Genomic DNA, 13,603 nt, shown 5'->3' on the forward strand with positions numbered 1-13,603 from the left:
CTCGCGATTTGAATATAGGATCGATCTGAAAAGCCGTTTAGATGGGCGGCTAACTGTACAAAATTCATTTCAGCGCATACCCGATGGTTGCAATTTTGAGCGTGGGCCGCTGTTTGCCTGCCAGCCCACGCACACATCAGGACATCAGAACCTCAGAACGACACCGTCGTCGTCAGCGTGACGAGCCGCGGCTCGCCGACCGCGACGATCAGATTGCTGTTGCTCGACGGATAGTAGGTCTTGTCGAGCAGGTTCTTCACGTTGAGCTGGATGCGTGTCGGGAACTTGCCGATCGTCGTTTCATAGGCCGCGAAAGCATCGACGGTCACGTAGCCGGGCAGCGTGAAGCTGTTCGCGGTGTCGCCGGGCCGTGCGCCGACGAGCCGCGCGCCGCCGCCGAAGCGCCAGCGTCCGGGCAGGTTCGCGATCGCCGTGTCGTACACCGCGAACAGGCTGCCGGTGTGGCGCGCGACGTTGACGAGCGGCGTGTTGCTGTCGCGGTCGTTCGCGTTCGTGTACGCGTAGCTGCCGATCAGGCTCAGATGGCGCGTGAGCTGCCCCGCGACGTCGAGTTCGATCCCGCGCGAGCGCGCGGTGCCGATGGTCGACGTGATGTCGCCGACCGTGACCGCGACGTTGCGCTTGTCGATCTGATAGGCCGCGAGCGTGCCGGTGATGCCGGGCTTCAGGTTGAACTTCAGGCCGGCTTCCAGCACGCGGCCGAATTCCGGCGCGAGCGGCGCAGCCACGTTCGACGCGACGTTCGGCTTGAACGAGCGGCTCACGTTCGCATACGCGGTCAGCGACGGCGTGAGCGCATAGGCGAGCCCGAACTGCGGCAGCCACACGTTGCCGTGCGAGCGGTCGGCGAACACGAACGGCCGCCCCATTCCCGATTCCTGCTGCCAGTCCTCCCAGCGCAACCCGCCGACCGCGGTGAGCCGGTCGGTGATCTTCACGGAGTCCTGCACGATCATCGAGTACGTATGGACCTTCGAAAGCGAATCGCTCTGCTTCGTGCTCACCGTGCCGCCGGGCGCGAGTAGACCGTAGACGGGATCGTAGAGATTGAAGCCCCTGGTCGCGGTGCCGCGGATCGTGTCGCCGCGGAAGCTGCGCTGCCGCTCGTATTCGCCTCCAATGTAGAGCGCGTGGTTCATTCCCGCGAGCGTCAGGTTGCCGAGCAGGCCGAGCGTCGCGATCTGGTCGGAGTCGTTGCGCCCGAGGTTCGCGTCGGACGTGCGCGATAGCGCGCCGGTCGTGCTGTTGAAGGCGGTCGCGCGGGTGATGTATTGATCGTAGCGGTCGCGGCCCCAGCCGTAGGTCGCGCGCACGCGCCATGCGTCGGAGAAGCGGTGCTCGATGCGCGCGCGCAGCGTTTCCTGGATCCCGCTGCTTTGCGCCCACGCTTCCTCGTAGCGGCGATAGCGCAGCGCATCGTCGGGGCGGCCGTTCACGAGCACGGTGCCGCGATCGAACGGCATCGTGTAGTCGACGTACTGGTAGCTGACGTCGATCGACGTGTTCGCGTCGTGCCACGACAGCGCGGGCGCGATCAGCGCATTGCGTTGGCGGCCGAAGCTGCGCCAATAGCGGCTCGTGTCGTACTCGCCGGTGAGCCGGAACGCGAGCGTGCCGCCCGCGACCTGGCCCGGCTTGCCGAGCGGGCCGGTCAGGTCGAACTGCGCGCCGCTGCCGCCGTGGCTCGTGCGCGAGGCCGAGAGCGAGCCGCCGAATGCTTCTTCCGGCTTGCGCGTGACGAGGTTGATCACGCCGCCCGGGTCCTGCATCCCGTACAGCAGCGAAGCGGGGCCCTTCAGCACTTCGACGCGGTCGATCGTCGCGAGGTAGCTGTGCAGCACCGGCGTGCGCACGCCGTCGACGAGCACGGAGCCGTCGTTGTTCGAGCCGAAGCCGCGCTTGATGAACGCGTCGCGCGTGCCGCCGAGCGTGTTGGTCTGCGTCACGCCGCTGATGTTGCCGAGCACGTCGTCGAGCGAACGCGCCTGCTGGTCCTGCATCACGCTGCTGCTGACCACGGCAACTGATTGCGGAATCTCCTTGAGCGGACGATCGTTGCCGCCGGCGACGCTGCTGGTGCGCGGCTGGTAGCCGACGGTCGGATCGGTGGCCGCCGATGCGCTGACGCTGATCGTCGGCAGTTCGCGTTCAGGCGGCGCGGGCGTCGACGAGCGCGAGGGCGCGGCCGGCGAGGCCGTGGCGGCAGGTTCGGCATCCGCATGCGCGCCGCTTGCGACGCAAAGGGTGATCAGGGCAGGCAGGCTCGCGCGCCACGGACGCAAGGTCCGCGCGCGGCGGGGCGGTCGACGGGATGGCATGAATCGATGAATGGACGGAGTGCTAAGAATGAAGGCGCGGGCCGCGGCGCTTCACTGATTCGCCGAGGCAGGACGCGCATGATATACGTAATGAGAATCGTTTGCAATTGTAACGAGGCCGATATGGACCGTGCATCGCGATTGCCGGGCCTTCGGCCGTCTGCTACCGTAGCGGCCAAAATCAGACGCAGTGAAATTCAATGAGAGCCGGGGGCCGCACCATGCCATCTTCCTGTCACGTCGCGTGCAGCGCGATGTTTTGCACCGCCGTCGACCATGCGGGTGGTGAAGTGACCGCAGCCGCGTTCCGCGATTCGAACGAATAAAGCAACGGCGGCACGATCGTCCGGGGTGGTGCCGGGCAGCCGGCGCCGCGCCTCGGTCAACGACTTCAACCACTACGCTTGACGGGAGACCACCCATGAAGAAGATTTCCGCGCCGTTCATGACGGCCGCGTTGGCCGCATGCGCGCTGCTGGCGGGCGTGTACCAGGCCGCCTGCGCCGCGCCGGCCGCCGAGCCCGCGATCGACGCGCACTACGGCACCGTGATCGAGGCCTATACGCAGGACATGGCCGCCGCGAAGACGAAATACGACGGCAAGCGCCTCGCGTTCGTCGGCGCCGTGATCCGGATGGGCAGCGACCCGGGCGGCACGTACTTCGGTGCGTTGACGACCGACGGCGAACAGTTCGATACGCATTTCGACGTGGCCGACCAGGCCGCGCTGAAACCGAAATTCCCCGGCGGCGAGATCAAGCCGTTCACGGCGTCCGCGAATTTCCGCTTCAGTTGCGAGAACGAAGGCTATATCGACGCGCCGGTGCTGCCCGGATTGAAGCTTTCGCATTGCCGGCTCGCCGATTGATCGACGGGCGATGTCCGGCGATCAGAACTTCTGCTGGATGCCGGCCATCACGCCGAGCTGATTCATCCCGGTGCCGACCGTCCCGCCGGCGGCGACCGCGTTCGCGGCCAGCGTGCTGTTGAACATATAGCCCACCGACGTATAGACGGTCGTCCGCTTCGACAGGAAATAGTTCGCCCGGCCGACGAAGAGCGTGGCGTTCGTGCCGCCTTCGCCGTTTTCGCGGCGTTGCAGGTAGCGCACGCCTTGCAGGTCGAGCGCGAGGTAGGGTGTCGCGTAGTACGTGCCGCCGGCGAACACGATGTCGGCCTGCAGGTGTGCGGCCGCCGCGAGGTTGCGGCGGATCCAGCCGGCGCCGAGTTTCGCGGGGCCGATCTTCACGTAGGCGGCGACGATGTCGCGCGTGTCGGTGTACGCCGGATTGTTCAGCGGCGCGAGCGCGCCGCCGCCGCCGCGCATCACGTCGTGCGATGCGGCGACCCCGAAATTGCTCGCGTCATAGGCGAGCATCGCCGTGTATTGGCGGCAGGCTACGATGTCGCCGGGCACCTGTCCCCCGCAGCCCGTCGCGGACGGTCCCGCCGGCCCGGCCGCGTCGCGGCCGAAGCTGTAGGTCGCGCCGAGCGTCACGCCGTGGAACGTGCCCTTGTAGCCGATCGCATTGTCGCTGCGGGCGTTCGGCAGATACGAGTCGAAATCCGCCATCGAATGAATCGACGGGCCGATCACGTCGGCATTGGTCAGCACGATCATCGACATGTTCATCTGGCGGCCGAGGGTCAGCGCGCCGAAGGGACTGTTCACGCCCACGTTCGCCTGCCGCCCGAACAGACGCCCGCCGTAGTTCAGCGCACCGGTGCCGGGCTGGAAGCCGTTTTCGAGCACGAAGAACGCCTGGTAGCCGCCGCCGAGATCCTCGGTGCCTCGCAGGCCCCAGCGTGACGGCACTTCGCCGGTCAGCGTCGGCATCCCGGTGAACGTCCCGCCGTGTGCCGCATTGTTGTAGTAGGACACGCCGGTATCGATGATCCCGTACAGCGTGACGCTGCTTTGCGCACAGGCCGGTCCGGCCAGCGCCATCGCCGTCGCGAATACGACGCCCAGTTTCGTTTTCATGGTTGTCTCCAAACAGTATGTAGATATACTTATCGATTTTTCAGGCCCGGAAATGTCCGGAATGCCGACGGGTATATCGGCAGGACTGCGGGCGTCGCGCGTTACGAGATCGCCGGGTCGCGCTGCCGGTGCGGTGCCGCGGCGCGCCCGCCCGCCACGGCGACGGCGATCGCCGCGCCGGCCATCGGCACGAGGAACGCGAGATAGAGATGGGACACGGACCAGCCGTCGTCCAGCAGCGCGCCGACCGTCATCGGCGACAGGATCGCGCCGAGTCGGCCGATGCCGACCGCGAGACCGATGCCGGTCGTACGGATCTCGGCGGGATAGGGCGTCGGCGACAACGCATACATGCCGGCCACGCACGCATTGATCACGGCGCCGAGGAACACCCCGACGGTCATCCCGATACCGAGCGAGCCGGTGTTCATGCCGAACACGACCATCAGCGCGCCGCCCAGCAACAGCGTCGCGCCAAGCAGGTTGCGCAGGCCGAACCGGGTGGACAGCAAACTGAAGAGCGACGCGCCCGCGATGCCGCCGAGGTTGAGCAGCACGCCACCGGTCACGCCCTGCGATGCCGACAGCCCGGCCTGGACCAGCAGCTTCGGCGTCCAGCTGACGACGAAATAAAAGCTGCCCATCACGAGAAAGAACGCGATCCACAGCGCGATCGTGCGGCGCGTGAGCGGCGCGCGCAGCACGGCCGTCCAGCTCGACGCGGGGTTCGTCGTGTCGATGGACGCGGTCACGGCCGGCAGCGCGTCGATCGGCGCGCGCTTCATTCTCGCGAGGATGCGGTTGATTTTCTGCAGCGCGTCGTCCGGACGCCGTGCCAGCAGGAAGTCGAGCGATTCCGGCAGCAGTGCGAGCACCATCGGGATCGCCGTCAAGGTCAGGATGCCGCCGAACGCGAACACGCTGCGCCATCCCCACGTCGACAGCAGGTAGCCGGCGATGACCCCGCCGGCGGTGGCGCCGATCGCGTAACCGGTCGACTGCATGCCGATCGCGGCGCTGCGCCATTTGTTCGATGCGTATTCGCCGCTGATGACGGTCAGGCTCGCCAGCATGCCGCCGATGCCGAGCCCCGTGTACGCACGTGCGATCGCGAGTTGCAGCGTGCTGTGCGTGGCCGCGCAGGCGAGCATCCCGGTCGAGATGACGGCGAGGCAGAACAGGATGATGCGGCGGCGGCCGATGCGATCGGCGAGCGGCGCGATCAGCACCGAGCCGATCCCCATGCCGGCGAGCCCCGCGCTCAGCAGCAGGCCGATTTCCTTGCCGCTCAGTTTCCACTCGGCGGCCAGGTGCGGCGCGGCAAACGCGATGGCCAGCACGTCGAAGCCATCGAGCATGTTCAGCACGACGCAGGCCGTGACCGCCATCGTCTGGAACGTGCTCATCGGTGATGCGTCGATCGTATTGCGGATATTTGCACTCACGTCAAAGACCCTTCATAAAAAATAGTATGACTAATCGAATTGGAAAAAATCGAAGCCGGTTTTGGCGAGCGGGGCGAATGCGAACGCGAATGCGTGTGCTGTCTGCCAACCGCGGTGAATGCCTGCCGCGACCGTCAGGCGTCGTTCGCGTAACCGTCGCGCCGGCGCGACGGTTACGCGAGTTCGGGTTGTTGCAGCAGCCGCTGGATCACGCGCCGCGCGCGATTGGGGCCCGCGTCGACGTGAATGTCGATCTGGCGGCAGTCCGGAAATCGAAGCTGATTCCGGTATTGCGCTTCGATCACGGTCTTGTCTTCATCGAACGTCGCCGCGGATTGCTCGATGACCGTTTGCGCGACGCGTTCGACGTCGTATTGCGGATTGGTCGCGACGGTCCAGAAATAGTGCGTCGTGGTGTCCGTCTCTGGCGTGATGCCGTGGAAGCCGCGCATGTGAAAGCCACCGCGCGCGGGATCGAGCAGGTCGCCGGTGCCGGCGTCCATCGCGCCGGTCCAGATCCGGATATGCGACACGTGGAATTCGATTTCCTGCCAGCGATCGACCCGGCCCGCGAACGGCCATGCGGCCGTGTAGGTCGGCGGCGGGTCGGAATCCGGCATCCGGCGGACCAGCGTCACCGTGTCGCCGTCGCTGCTGACGCGGGTTTCCGCGCCCATGTGCAGCGGCGCGTTGCCGCCGATCGTTTTCAGGTGGACATAGCCGAGGTGGCTCAGATCCATCAGGTTGTCGTGAATCAGCTGATACGGTGCGTCGTAATGGTAGTTGCCGCCGCCGAACCGGTATTGCGGATCCGTGTGGAACGCATAGCGCGGCGGCGCGCAGGTTGGTTGGGCGTGCGCGTCGGCGCCGATCCAGATCCATACGATCGCGTCCTGTTCCCGCACCGGATATGACGGCACGCACGCCTTTGCCGGAATCCGGTCCTGCCCGGGAATCTCCACGCAGGTGCCGTCGCGGTCGAACAGCAGGCCGTGATAGCCGCAGCGCAGGCCGCGCGCTTCGAGCGAGCCGCACGACAGCGGCAGCGACTTGTGGCAGCAGCGATCTTCCAGCGCACCGACTTCCCCGGACGGCAACCGGAACAGCACGACCGGGCGGCCGAGCAGCGTGCGGGCGACGGGTTTGTCCGTCAGTTCGGACGACAGCGCGGCGACCCACCATCGGTCGACCGGGAATCGCGTTGTGTTGATGGGGGGCCGGGCAGGCTGCTCCATTGATCGTCTCCAGTATTGTGATTGGCCGCCTCGTGTCGGGCGGTCCGTCTACAGGTCGAGTACCAGCAGATCGCTTCGCGATCGCGAGCAGCACGGCATGAACTGGTCGCCGGCCGCTTGTTCAGCTTCCGTCAGATACGAATCGCGATGGTCGGGCTCGCCTTCGAGCACGCGCGTCACGCAGGTGCCGCATACACCTTGCTCGCACGACGTGAGCACATCGATGCCGTTGGCTGCCAGCGCGGCGATGACCGTGCATTCGGCCGGCACGTCGATCACCTTGCCGTTGCTCGCGATGCGGACCTGGAACGCGCGATCCGCGCCGGACGACGCAACCGCGCCGCCGAAGAACTCGTAATGCAGCCGCTCGTCGGCCCAGTTGCGCTCGCGCGCGGCGTTCAGCACCGCGTCCATGAAGCCGCGCGGGCCGCATACGTACAGGTGCGTGCCGTCAGGCGCTGCGGCGAGTACGGCGGGCAGGTCGAGGCGTTGCGCGGGGTCGCCGTCGTCGACGTGGAAGCGGGCGCGGTCGCGGAACCCGGCTGCTTTGATCCGCTCGACAAAGGCCATGCGATCGGTCGAACGCGCGCAGTAGTGCATGTCGAAGGGCGTGCCGGACGCGAACAGCCGTTCTGCCATGCAGAGAATCGGCGTGACGCCGATCCCGCCCGCGAGCAACAGGTGGTGCGGCGCGTCGGGCGCGAGCGGAAACTGATTGCGCGGCATGCCGATCCGTACGGTATCGCCTTGCCGGACGTCATCGTGAATGGTGCGCGACCCGCCGCGACCCTCGGCATCGCGCAGCACCGCGATCTGGTATCGATCGCCGTGTTCGGGGTGGTTGCACAGCGAGTACTGGCGCACGAGCCCGCCCGGCAAATACACGTCGATATGCGCGCCGGCGTCGAAGCGCGGCAGGGGCGACCCGTCGTCGCTGACGAATTCGAAACCGCAGATGTCGCGCGCTTCCTGCCACTTGCGGGCCACCCGGACCGTCAGCGTCGCGGCGCTCATGACGCCTCCTTGATCTGCGCGACCGGAATCACGGGCCGCTGCGGACTCGATGCGCTTTCGTCGGCGAGCAGCCGCTCGATCACCTTGCGCGACAGCACGCCGCCGGCGTCGATGTTGAGCTTGAGCAGCTTGCGGTCCGGCCACTGCTCGAGGTTGAGTTGCTGGCGCTCGAGCATCTCGAGATCCTCGGCGAAGATCTTGCCCTGGCCGTCGCGGATCTCGGTGGTCAACGCGTGATCGTCGGGCCGGAAGTTGCGCGCCATCCCCCAGAAATACCAGATCGACGTGTCCGTCTCCGGCGTGATGAAGTCGACCACGATCGACGACGCTTTCAGCTCGGCCGGCGCGTCGTAGCCTCCGTGGCCTGCGTGCGCGACGCCCACTTCGATCATCACGTGGCTCGGCGGCGTGAAGCGGCAGATCTGCCAGCGGTCGACCGCCACGTCATCGGCCAGCCCGTTGCCGCGCAGCGCCATCCGCCAGAACGGCGGCGGCATCACGTTCTCCATGAAGCGGCTCGTGACGACTTCGTCGCCGTTGGCGGTCGTCTTCGGCGGCGCTTCGTCGATTTCCTTCTGGCCGATGCTCGTCGCATGCACGTAGGTCTCGTGCGTGAGGTCCATCAGGTTGTCGATCATCAGCCGGTAGTCGCAACGGATGTGATACAGGCCGCCGCCGTATGCCCAGGCAGGATCTTCGGCCCACTGGAGCGCGGGCAGCTTGTCGGGATCGGCCGCGGACGCATCGCCGGGCCATACCCAGACGAATCCATACCGCTCGACCACCGGAAAGCTGCGGATCGGCGGAAAGCCGCCGACGCGCTGGCCCGGCATGCCGGCCGTCTTGCCGTTGCAGCCCATTTCCAGCCCGTGATAGCCGCACACGAGCACGCCGTCGCGCACGAATCCCAGCGACAGCGGCGCGCCGCGGTGCGGGCAGAAGTCTTCGAGCGCGGCGATCCGGCCGTCCGCCGCGCGGTAGAACACCATCGACTCATTGCAGATCTTGCGGCCCAGCGGCTTGCCGTCGATTTCATCGGGCGTGCACGCGACATACCAAGCGTTCTTGAGAAACACGTTCTTCGTCTCCTTCAGGGCGGTGCCGCCGGTGCGCGGCAATTCTTCATTCCGTGTACTGAATGAGATTCAGTGTACTTATTGATGTTGGTCAGGGCAAGGCGAGCGGTATACTGGTTTTCCCGGGAAATGGCGCGACGCAGCGCCATGCCGTCGGCGCACGCAACAGCGTGCGCCGCCTATGTCATCGACTCATTCATGGAAAAAACGAATCCCGCCGACGCGCCCGCTTTCCCGCTCGACCTGTACGACGAACCCGGGCACCTGATCCGGCGCGCGCACCAGATCGCGGTTGCGATGTTCTACGAGAAGCTTGGCCGGGACGTGACGCCGGTGCAGTACGCGGTCCTGCGGATGCTCTACGAGTGTCCGGGGCTCGATCAGGTGACGCTCGCGCAGCGAGTGGCGCTCGATACGTCGACGACCGCGGACCTCGCGGTCCGGCTCGAAGCGAAAGGATTGATCGTTCGCGAAGTGTTACCGCGGCGTCAGCGGCGCTTGTTGCTGACGCCGGCGGGTGTCGAGCTGCTCACGCACCTGATTCCGTCGGTGCAGGAGCTGCGCGCCGGCCTGTTCGACGGCATGGGGGAGGACGATTCGCGGGAACTGATGCGCCTGTTGCGCAAGTTCGTTCATTTGAACAACGAGCAGAGCCGTGCGCCGCTGCGGGTCGGCGAGGAGTCGTAGCGGCTGATTTCCGCGCGATGGAAGAGCAGATGCGGCAAGGCGGCAGCAGCTTCGCGCCGCCTGCCTGCATTATGGGCGTGACGCTTCCCCTTCCAGCCGCCGCACCGCTTCCGCGACTTCGTTCCTGAAGCGCACGAGCGCCGCTTGTTCCGGCGCGGGCGGCTGCACGGCGGCCCAAAGCATGTCGACGAGCTGGGTGGCCGTCGTTTCCGTATCGAGCTTGCGGTGCCCGAGGATCGCATCCCATAGTACGTGCTCGATCGGCCCGAACACCATCGAGCGCAGCAGGCTCAGCGGCATGTCGCCGCGTACCTGCCCGGCCGCCTGGCCGCGCGCGAGTACGTCCATCAGCGGCGCCGTGTAGCGGCGCTGCAGCGCGGTGAGCTCGTCGCTCAACGCATGCTGCTTCGCCCGCCCCTCCGACAGCACCAGCGCGCACAGCCCGGTGCCGTTCACCAGCATCAGCCGCAGGTGCGTGCGCACGATGAACGCGAACTGCTGCTGCACCGACGCTTCCTGCGGCATCCCGAGTTCGAACGCGGCAATGATTTCGTCATACCAGTCGGCAATCACGCGCGCGCACAGCTCGCGCTTGCCGCGGAAGTAGCTGAACACCGTCGCCTCCGATACGCCGACGCGCTGCGCGATCTCGGCGGCCGTCGCATGCTCGTAACCCTTTTCGGCGAACACTTCACGACCGGCGCGCAGGATGTCCTGCACGCGCTGCTGGGACTTGCGCCCGGCAGGTGCGCGCGACGGCTCGGGGTGGTCGGCTTTGGCGGTGGCGGTCATGGTGTCGGCGGTAGCGGCTGTCATGCTGCAATGATATCTGAGTGTCACTCAAAAAACTATTGACGCCAAGCCGGACGAGGCGCGAAACTGTGCAAAATTTACGCTGTATTGGCTTAATGAATCGATGCATTGATCCGATTTGAGCGACACTCAGAAATCGGCGCGTGCGACCCACTTTCTGGAGACGGAGGAGACATGATCAACCTGCCCGGTGTGCAATTCATGCTCGGTGAAGACATCGAGATGCTGCGCGACGCCGTCGCGACGTTCGCGGCCAAGGAAATCACGCCGCGCGCGGCGGAAGTCGACCGCACCGACCAGTTTCCGATGGAGCTGTGGAAGAAGTTCGGCGATCTCGGCGTGCTCGGCATGACGGTCGCCGAGGAATACGGCGGCGCGAACATGGGCTACACCGCGCACATGGTCGCGATGGAAGAGATCTCGCGCGCCTCGGCGTCGATCGGCCTGTCGTACGGCGCGCACTCGAACCTGTGCGTGAACCAGATCCACCGCAACGGCACCGAGGCGCAGAAGCAGAAATATCTGCCGAAGCTCGTGTCGGGCGAACACATCGGCGCGCTCGCGATGAGCGAGCCGAACGCGGGTTCCGACGTCGTCAGCATGAAGCTGCGCGCGGACAAGCGCGGCGACCGCTACGTGCTCAACGGCACGAAGATGTGGATCACCAACGGCCCCGACTGCGACACGCTCGTCGTCTACGCGAAGACGGACATCGACGCCGGCCCGCGCGGCATCACCGCGTTCATCGTCGAGAAGGGGATGAAGGGCTTCTCGGTCGCGCAGAAGCTCGACAAGCTCGGCATGCGCGGATCGCACACGGGCGAACTCGTGTTCCAGGACGTCGAGGTGCCGGAGGAGAATATCCTCGGTCAGCTCAACGGCGGCGTGAAGGTGCTGATGAGCGGCCTCGACTACGAACGCGCGGTGCTGTCGGGCGGCCCGACGGGCATCATGGCCGCGTGTCTCGACGCGGTGGTGCCGTATATCCACGACCGCAAGCAGTTCGGCCAGTCGATCGGCGAATTCCAGCTGATCCAGGGCAAGGTCGCCGACATGTACACCACGTTCCAGGCGTGCCGCGCGTACCTGTATGCGGTCGGCCGCCATCTCGACTCGGCGGGCAGCGACCACATTCGCCAGGTGCGCAAGGACTGCGCGGGCGTGATCCTCTACACGGCCGAGAAGGCCACGTGGATGGCCGGCGAGGCGATCCAGATCCTTGGCGGCAACGGTTACATCAACGAATACCCGGTCGGCCGTCTGTGGCGCGATGCGAAGCTGTACGAGATCGGTGCCGGCACGAGCGAGATCCGCCGCATGCTGATCGGCCGCGAGCTGTTCGCGGAAACGATGTAACGCCCCACGATACGCGAACGGAGCCCCGTCGATGCCGATCATCGAATCGAAACTGAACCCGCGTTCGGAAGAATTCCGCGCGAACGCCGCGGCGCTGGAGGCGGTCGTCGCCGACCTGCGCGCGAAGATCGAACAGCTCGCGCAAGGCGGCGGCCAGGCCGCGCGCGACAAGCACCTGTCGCGCGGCAAGCTGCTGCCGCGCGAGCGCATCGCGCAGCTGCTCGATCCGGGTGCGCCGTTCCTCGAGCTGTCGCAGCTCGCGGCGAACGGCATGTACAACGACGACGCGCCAGGTGCGGGCGTGATCACCGGGATCGGCCGGATCGCGGGCCGCGAGTGCGTGATCGTATGCAACGACGCGACGGTCAAGGGCGGCACCTACTACCCGATGACGGTCAAGAAGCACGTGCGCGCGCAGGAAATCGCTGCGGAAAACCGGCTGCCGTGCGTGTACCTCGTCGATTCGGGCGGCGCGAACCTGCCGAACCAGGACGACGTGTTTCCCGATCGCGACCACTTCGGCCGCATCTTCTTCAACCAGGCAACGATGTCCGCCGCGGGAATCGCGCAGATCGCGGTCGTGATGGGCTCGTGCACGGCGGGCGGCGCGTACGTGCCGGCGATGAGCGACGAGTCGATCATCGTGAAGAACCAGGGCACGATTTTTCTCGGCGGCCCGCCGCTCGTGAAGGCCGCGACCGGCGAGGAAGTGAGCGCGGAGGATCTCGGCGGCGGCGACGTGCACACGCGCCTGTCGGGCGTGGCCGACCATCTTGCGCAGAACGACGCGCATGCGCTGTCGATCGCGCGCAACATCGTCGATCATCTCGCGCCGAAGATCGCGTCGCCGGTGGCGGTGCGCGAACCGAAGCCGCCGCGCTACGACGCGAAGAGCCTGTACGGCGTGATTCCGGTCGACACGCGCAAGCCGTTCGACGTGCGCGAGGTGATCGCGCGCATCGTCGACGATTCGGAGTTCGACGAATTCAAGGCGCGCTTCGGCACGACGCTCGTCACGGGCTTCGCGCACATCTGGGGCCATCCGGTCGGGATCGTCGCGAACAACGGCATCCTGTTTTCCGAATCGGCCGTGAAGGGCGCGCATTTCATCGAGCTGTGCTGCCAGCGCAAGATTCCGCTCGTGTTCCTGCAGAACATCACGGGTTTCATGGTCGGCCGCAAGTACGAGAACGAAGGCATCGCGCGGCATGGCGCGAAGATGGTGACGGCCGTGTCGAACGCGAAGGTGCCGAAGTTCACGGTGATCATTGGCGGCTCGTTCGGCGCGGGCAACTACGGGATGTGCGGCCGCGCATTCGGCCCGCGTTTCCTGTGGATGTGGCCGAACGCACGGATCTCGGTGATGGGCGGCGAGCAGGCCGCGTCGGTGCTCGCGACCGTGCGCCGCGACGGCATCGAGGCGAAGGGCGGTTCGTGGTCGAGCGACGAAGAAGAGGCGTTCAAGCAGCCGATCCGCGACCAGTACGAGCGCCAGGGCCATCCGTATTATGCGAGCGCGCGGCTGTGGGACGACGGTGTGATCGACCCCGCGCAGACGCGCGACGTGCTGGGCCTCGGCCTTGCCGCGTCGATGAACGCGCCGATCGACGATACGCGCTTCGGCGTGTTCCGGATGTAACGAGCGAGGGGCGGA

The 13,603-nt window shown here is 66.3% G+C and carries 11 protein-coding genes; 4 read left to right on the forward strand and 7 right to left on the reverse strand.

Features of this window, described 5'->3' with window-relative positions; translation table 11 throughout:
* Positions 1 to 152: 152 nt before the first annotated feature.
* Positions 153 to 2,339 (reverse strand): TonB-dependent siderophore receptor, encoded by a 2,187-nt coding sequence (locus tag BTE28158_RS31025; RefSeq protein ID WP_151050975.1) that lies wholly within the window; start codon positions 2,337 to 2,339, stop codon positions 153 to 155.
* Positions 2,340 to 2,760: 421 nt separating this feature from the next.
* On the opposite strand from BTE28158_RS31025, the gene BTE28158_RS31030 reads away from it, so the two are divergent.
* Complete coding sequence (locus tag BTE28158_RS31030) at positions 2,761 to 3,207, forward strand: hypothetical protein (RefSeq protein ID WP_151050977.1); 447 nt, start codon at positions 2,761 to 2,763, stop codon at positions 3,205 to 3,207.
* Between the two features lie 21 nt (positions 3,208 to 3,228).
* Here the strand turns inward: BTE28158_RS31030 and BTE28158_RS31035 are convergent, their stop codons facing one another.
* The 5 genes from BTE28158_RS31035 to BTE28158_RS31055 all read right to left on the reverse strand — a co-directional run bounded on the left by BTE28158_RS31035 (position 3,229) and on the right by BTE28158_RS31055 (position 9,093).
* Positions 3,229 to 4,323, reverse strand: coding sequence for a porin (locus BTE28158_RS31035; RefSeq protein WP_151050979.1), 1,095 nt, complete (start codon positions 4,321 to 4,323; stop codon positions 3,229 to 3,231).
* Positions 4,324 to 4,424: 101 nt separating this feature from the next.
* Complete coding sequence (locus BTE28158_RS31040; RefSeq protein ID WP_151050981.1) at positions 4,425 to 5,768, reverse strand: MFS transporter; 1,344 nt, start codon at positions 5,766 to 5,768, stop codon at positions 4,425 to 4,427.
* A 173-nt stretch (positions 5,769 to 5,941) separates the two neighbouring features.
* Positions 5,942 to 7,003 (reverse strand): Rieske 2Fe-2S domain-containing protein, encoded by a 1,062-nt coding sequence (locus BTE28158_RS31045; RefSeq protein WP_151050982.1) that lies wholly within the window; start codon positions 7,001 to 7,003, stop codon positions 5,942 to 5,944.
* 48 nt (positions 7,004 to 7,051) lie between these two features.
* Entirely contained in the window at positions 7,052 to 8,017 is a 966-nt protein-coding gene (locus tag BTE28158_RS31050) for a PDR/VanB family oxidoreductase (protein WP_151050984.1), read from the reverse strand.
* The gene (locus BTE28158_RS31055) at positions 8,014 to 9,093 is read right to left on the reverse strand and encodes an aromatic ring-hydroxylating dioxygenase subunit alpha (RefSeq protein ID WP_151050986.1); all 1,080 of its coding nucleotides are present in this window, start codon (positions 9,091 to 9,093) and stop codon (positions 8,014 to 8,016) included. The genes BTE28158_RS31050 and BTE28158_RS31055 overlap by 4 nt, the downstream gene beginning before the upstream one ends.
* A gap of 198 nt (positions 9,094 to 9,291) precedes the next feature.
* Between BTE28158_RS31055 and BTE28158_RS31060 the strand changes: the two genes are divergently transcribed.
* Complete coding sequence (locus tag BTE28158_RS31060; RefSeq protein ID WP_059532660.1) at positions 9,292 to 9,780, forward strand: MarR family winged helix-turn-helix transcriptional regulator; 489 nt, start codon at positions 9,292 to 9,294, stop codon at positions 9,778 to 9,780.
* 69 nt (positions 9,781 to 9,849) lie between these two features.
* Here BTE28158_RS31060 and BTE28158_RS31065 read toward each other — a convergent pair whose 3' ends face one another.
* Complete coding sequence (locus BTE28158_RS31065; RefSeq protein ID WP_124906286.1) at positions 9,850 to 10,596, reverse strand: TetR/AcrR family transcriptional regulator; 747 nt, start codon at positions 10,594 to 10,596, stop codon at positions 9,850 to 9,852.
* 171 nt (positions 10,597 to 10,767) lie between these two features.
* Between BTE28158_RS31065 and BTE28158_RS31070 the strand changes: the two genes are divergently transcribed.
* Positions 10,768 to 11,949, forward strand: a complete 1,182-nt coding sequence (locus tag BTE28158_RS31070; RefSeq protein WP_151050988.1) for an isovaleryl-CoA dehydrogenase — start codon at positions 10,768 to 10,770, stop codon at positions 11,947 to 11,949.
* Positions 11,950 to 11,980: 31 nt separating this feature from the next.
* The gene (locus tag BTE28158_RS31075; RefSeq protein ID WP_151050990.1) at positions 11,981 to 13,588 is read left to right on the forward strand and encodes a carboxyl transferase domain-containing protein; all 1,608 of its coding nucleotides are present in this window, start codon (positions 11,981 to 11,983) and stop codon (positions 13,586 to 13,588) included.
* Positions 13,589 to 13,603: the final 15 nt, after the last annotated feature.

Source organism: Burkholderia diffusa (genome assembly GCF_902499115.1).
GTDB classification, from domain to species: Bacteria; Pseudomonadota; Gammaproteobacteria; order Burkholderiales; family Burkholderiaceae; genus Burkholderia; species Burkholderia diffusa.

Coding starts and splice junctions, on each gene's coding strand:
- BTE28158_RS31065 (WP_124906286.1), bottom strand. CDS start 10,596: ATGACAGCCGCTACCGCCGACACCATGACCGCCACCGCCAAAGCCGAC.
- BTE28158_RS31050 (WP_151050984.1), bottom strand. CDS start 8,017: ATGAGCGCCGCGACGCTGACGGTCCGGGTGGCCCGCAAGTGGCAGGAA.
- BTE28158_RS31035 (WP_151050979.1), bottom strand. CDS start 4,323: ATGAAAACGAAACTGGGCGTCGTATTCGCGACGGCGATGGCGCTGGCC.
- BTE28158_RS31045 (WP_151050982.1), bottom strand. CDS start 7,003: ATGGAGCAGCCTGCCCGGCCCCCCATCAACACAACGCGATTCCCGGTC.
- BTE28158_RS31070 (WP_151050988.1), top strand. CDS start 10,768: ATGATCAACCTGCCCGGTGTGCAATTCATGCTCGGTGAAGACATCGAG.
- BTE28158_RS31075 (WP_151050990.1), top strand. CDS start 11,981: ATGCCGATCATCGAATCGAAACTGAACCCGCGTTCGGAAGAATTCCGC.
- BTE28158_RS31060 (WP_059532660.1), top strand. CDS start 9,292: ATGGAAAAAACGAATCCCGCCGACGCGCCCGCTTTCCCGCTCGACCTG.
- BTE28158_RS31030 (WP_151050977.1), top strand. CDS start 2,761: ATGAAGAAGATTTCCGCGCCGTTCATGACGGCCGCGTTGGCCGCATGC.
- BTE28158_RS31025 (WP_151050975.1), bottom strand. CDS start 2,339: ATGCCATCCCGTCGACCGCCCCGCCGCGCGCGGACCTTGCGTCCGTGG.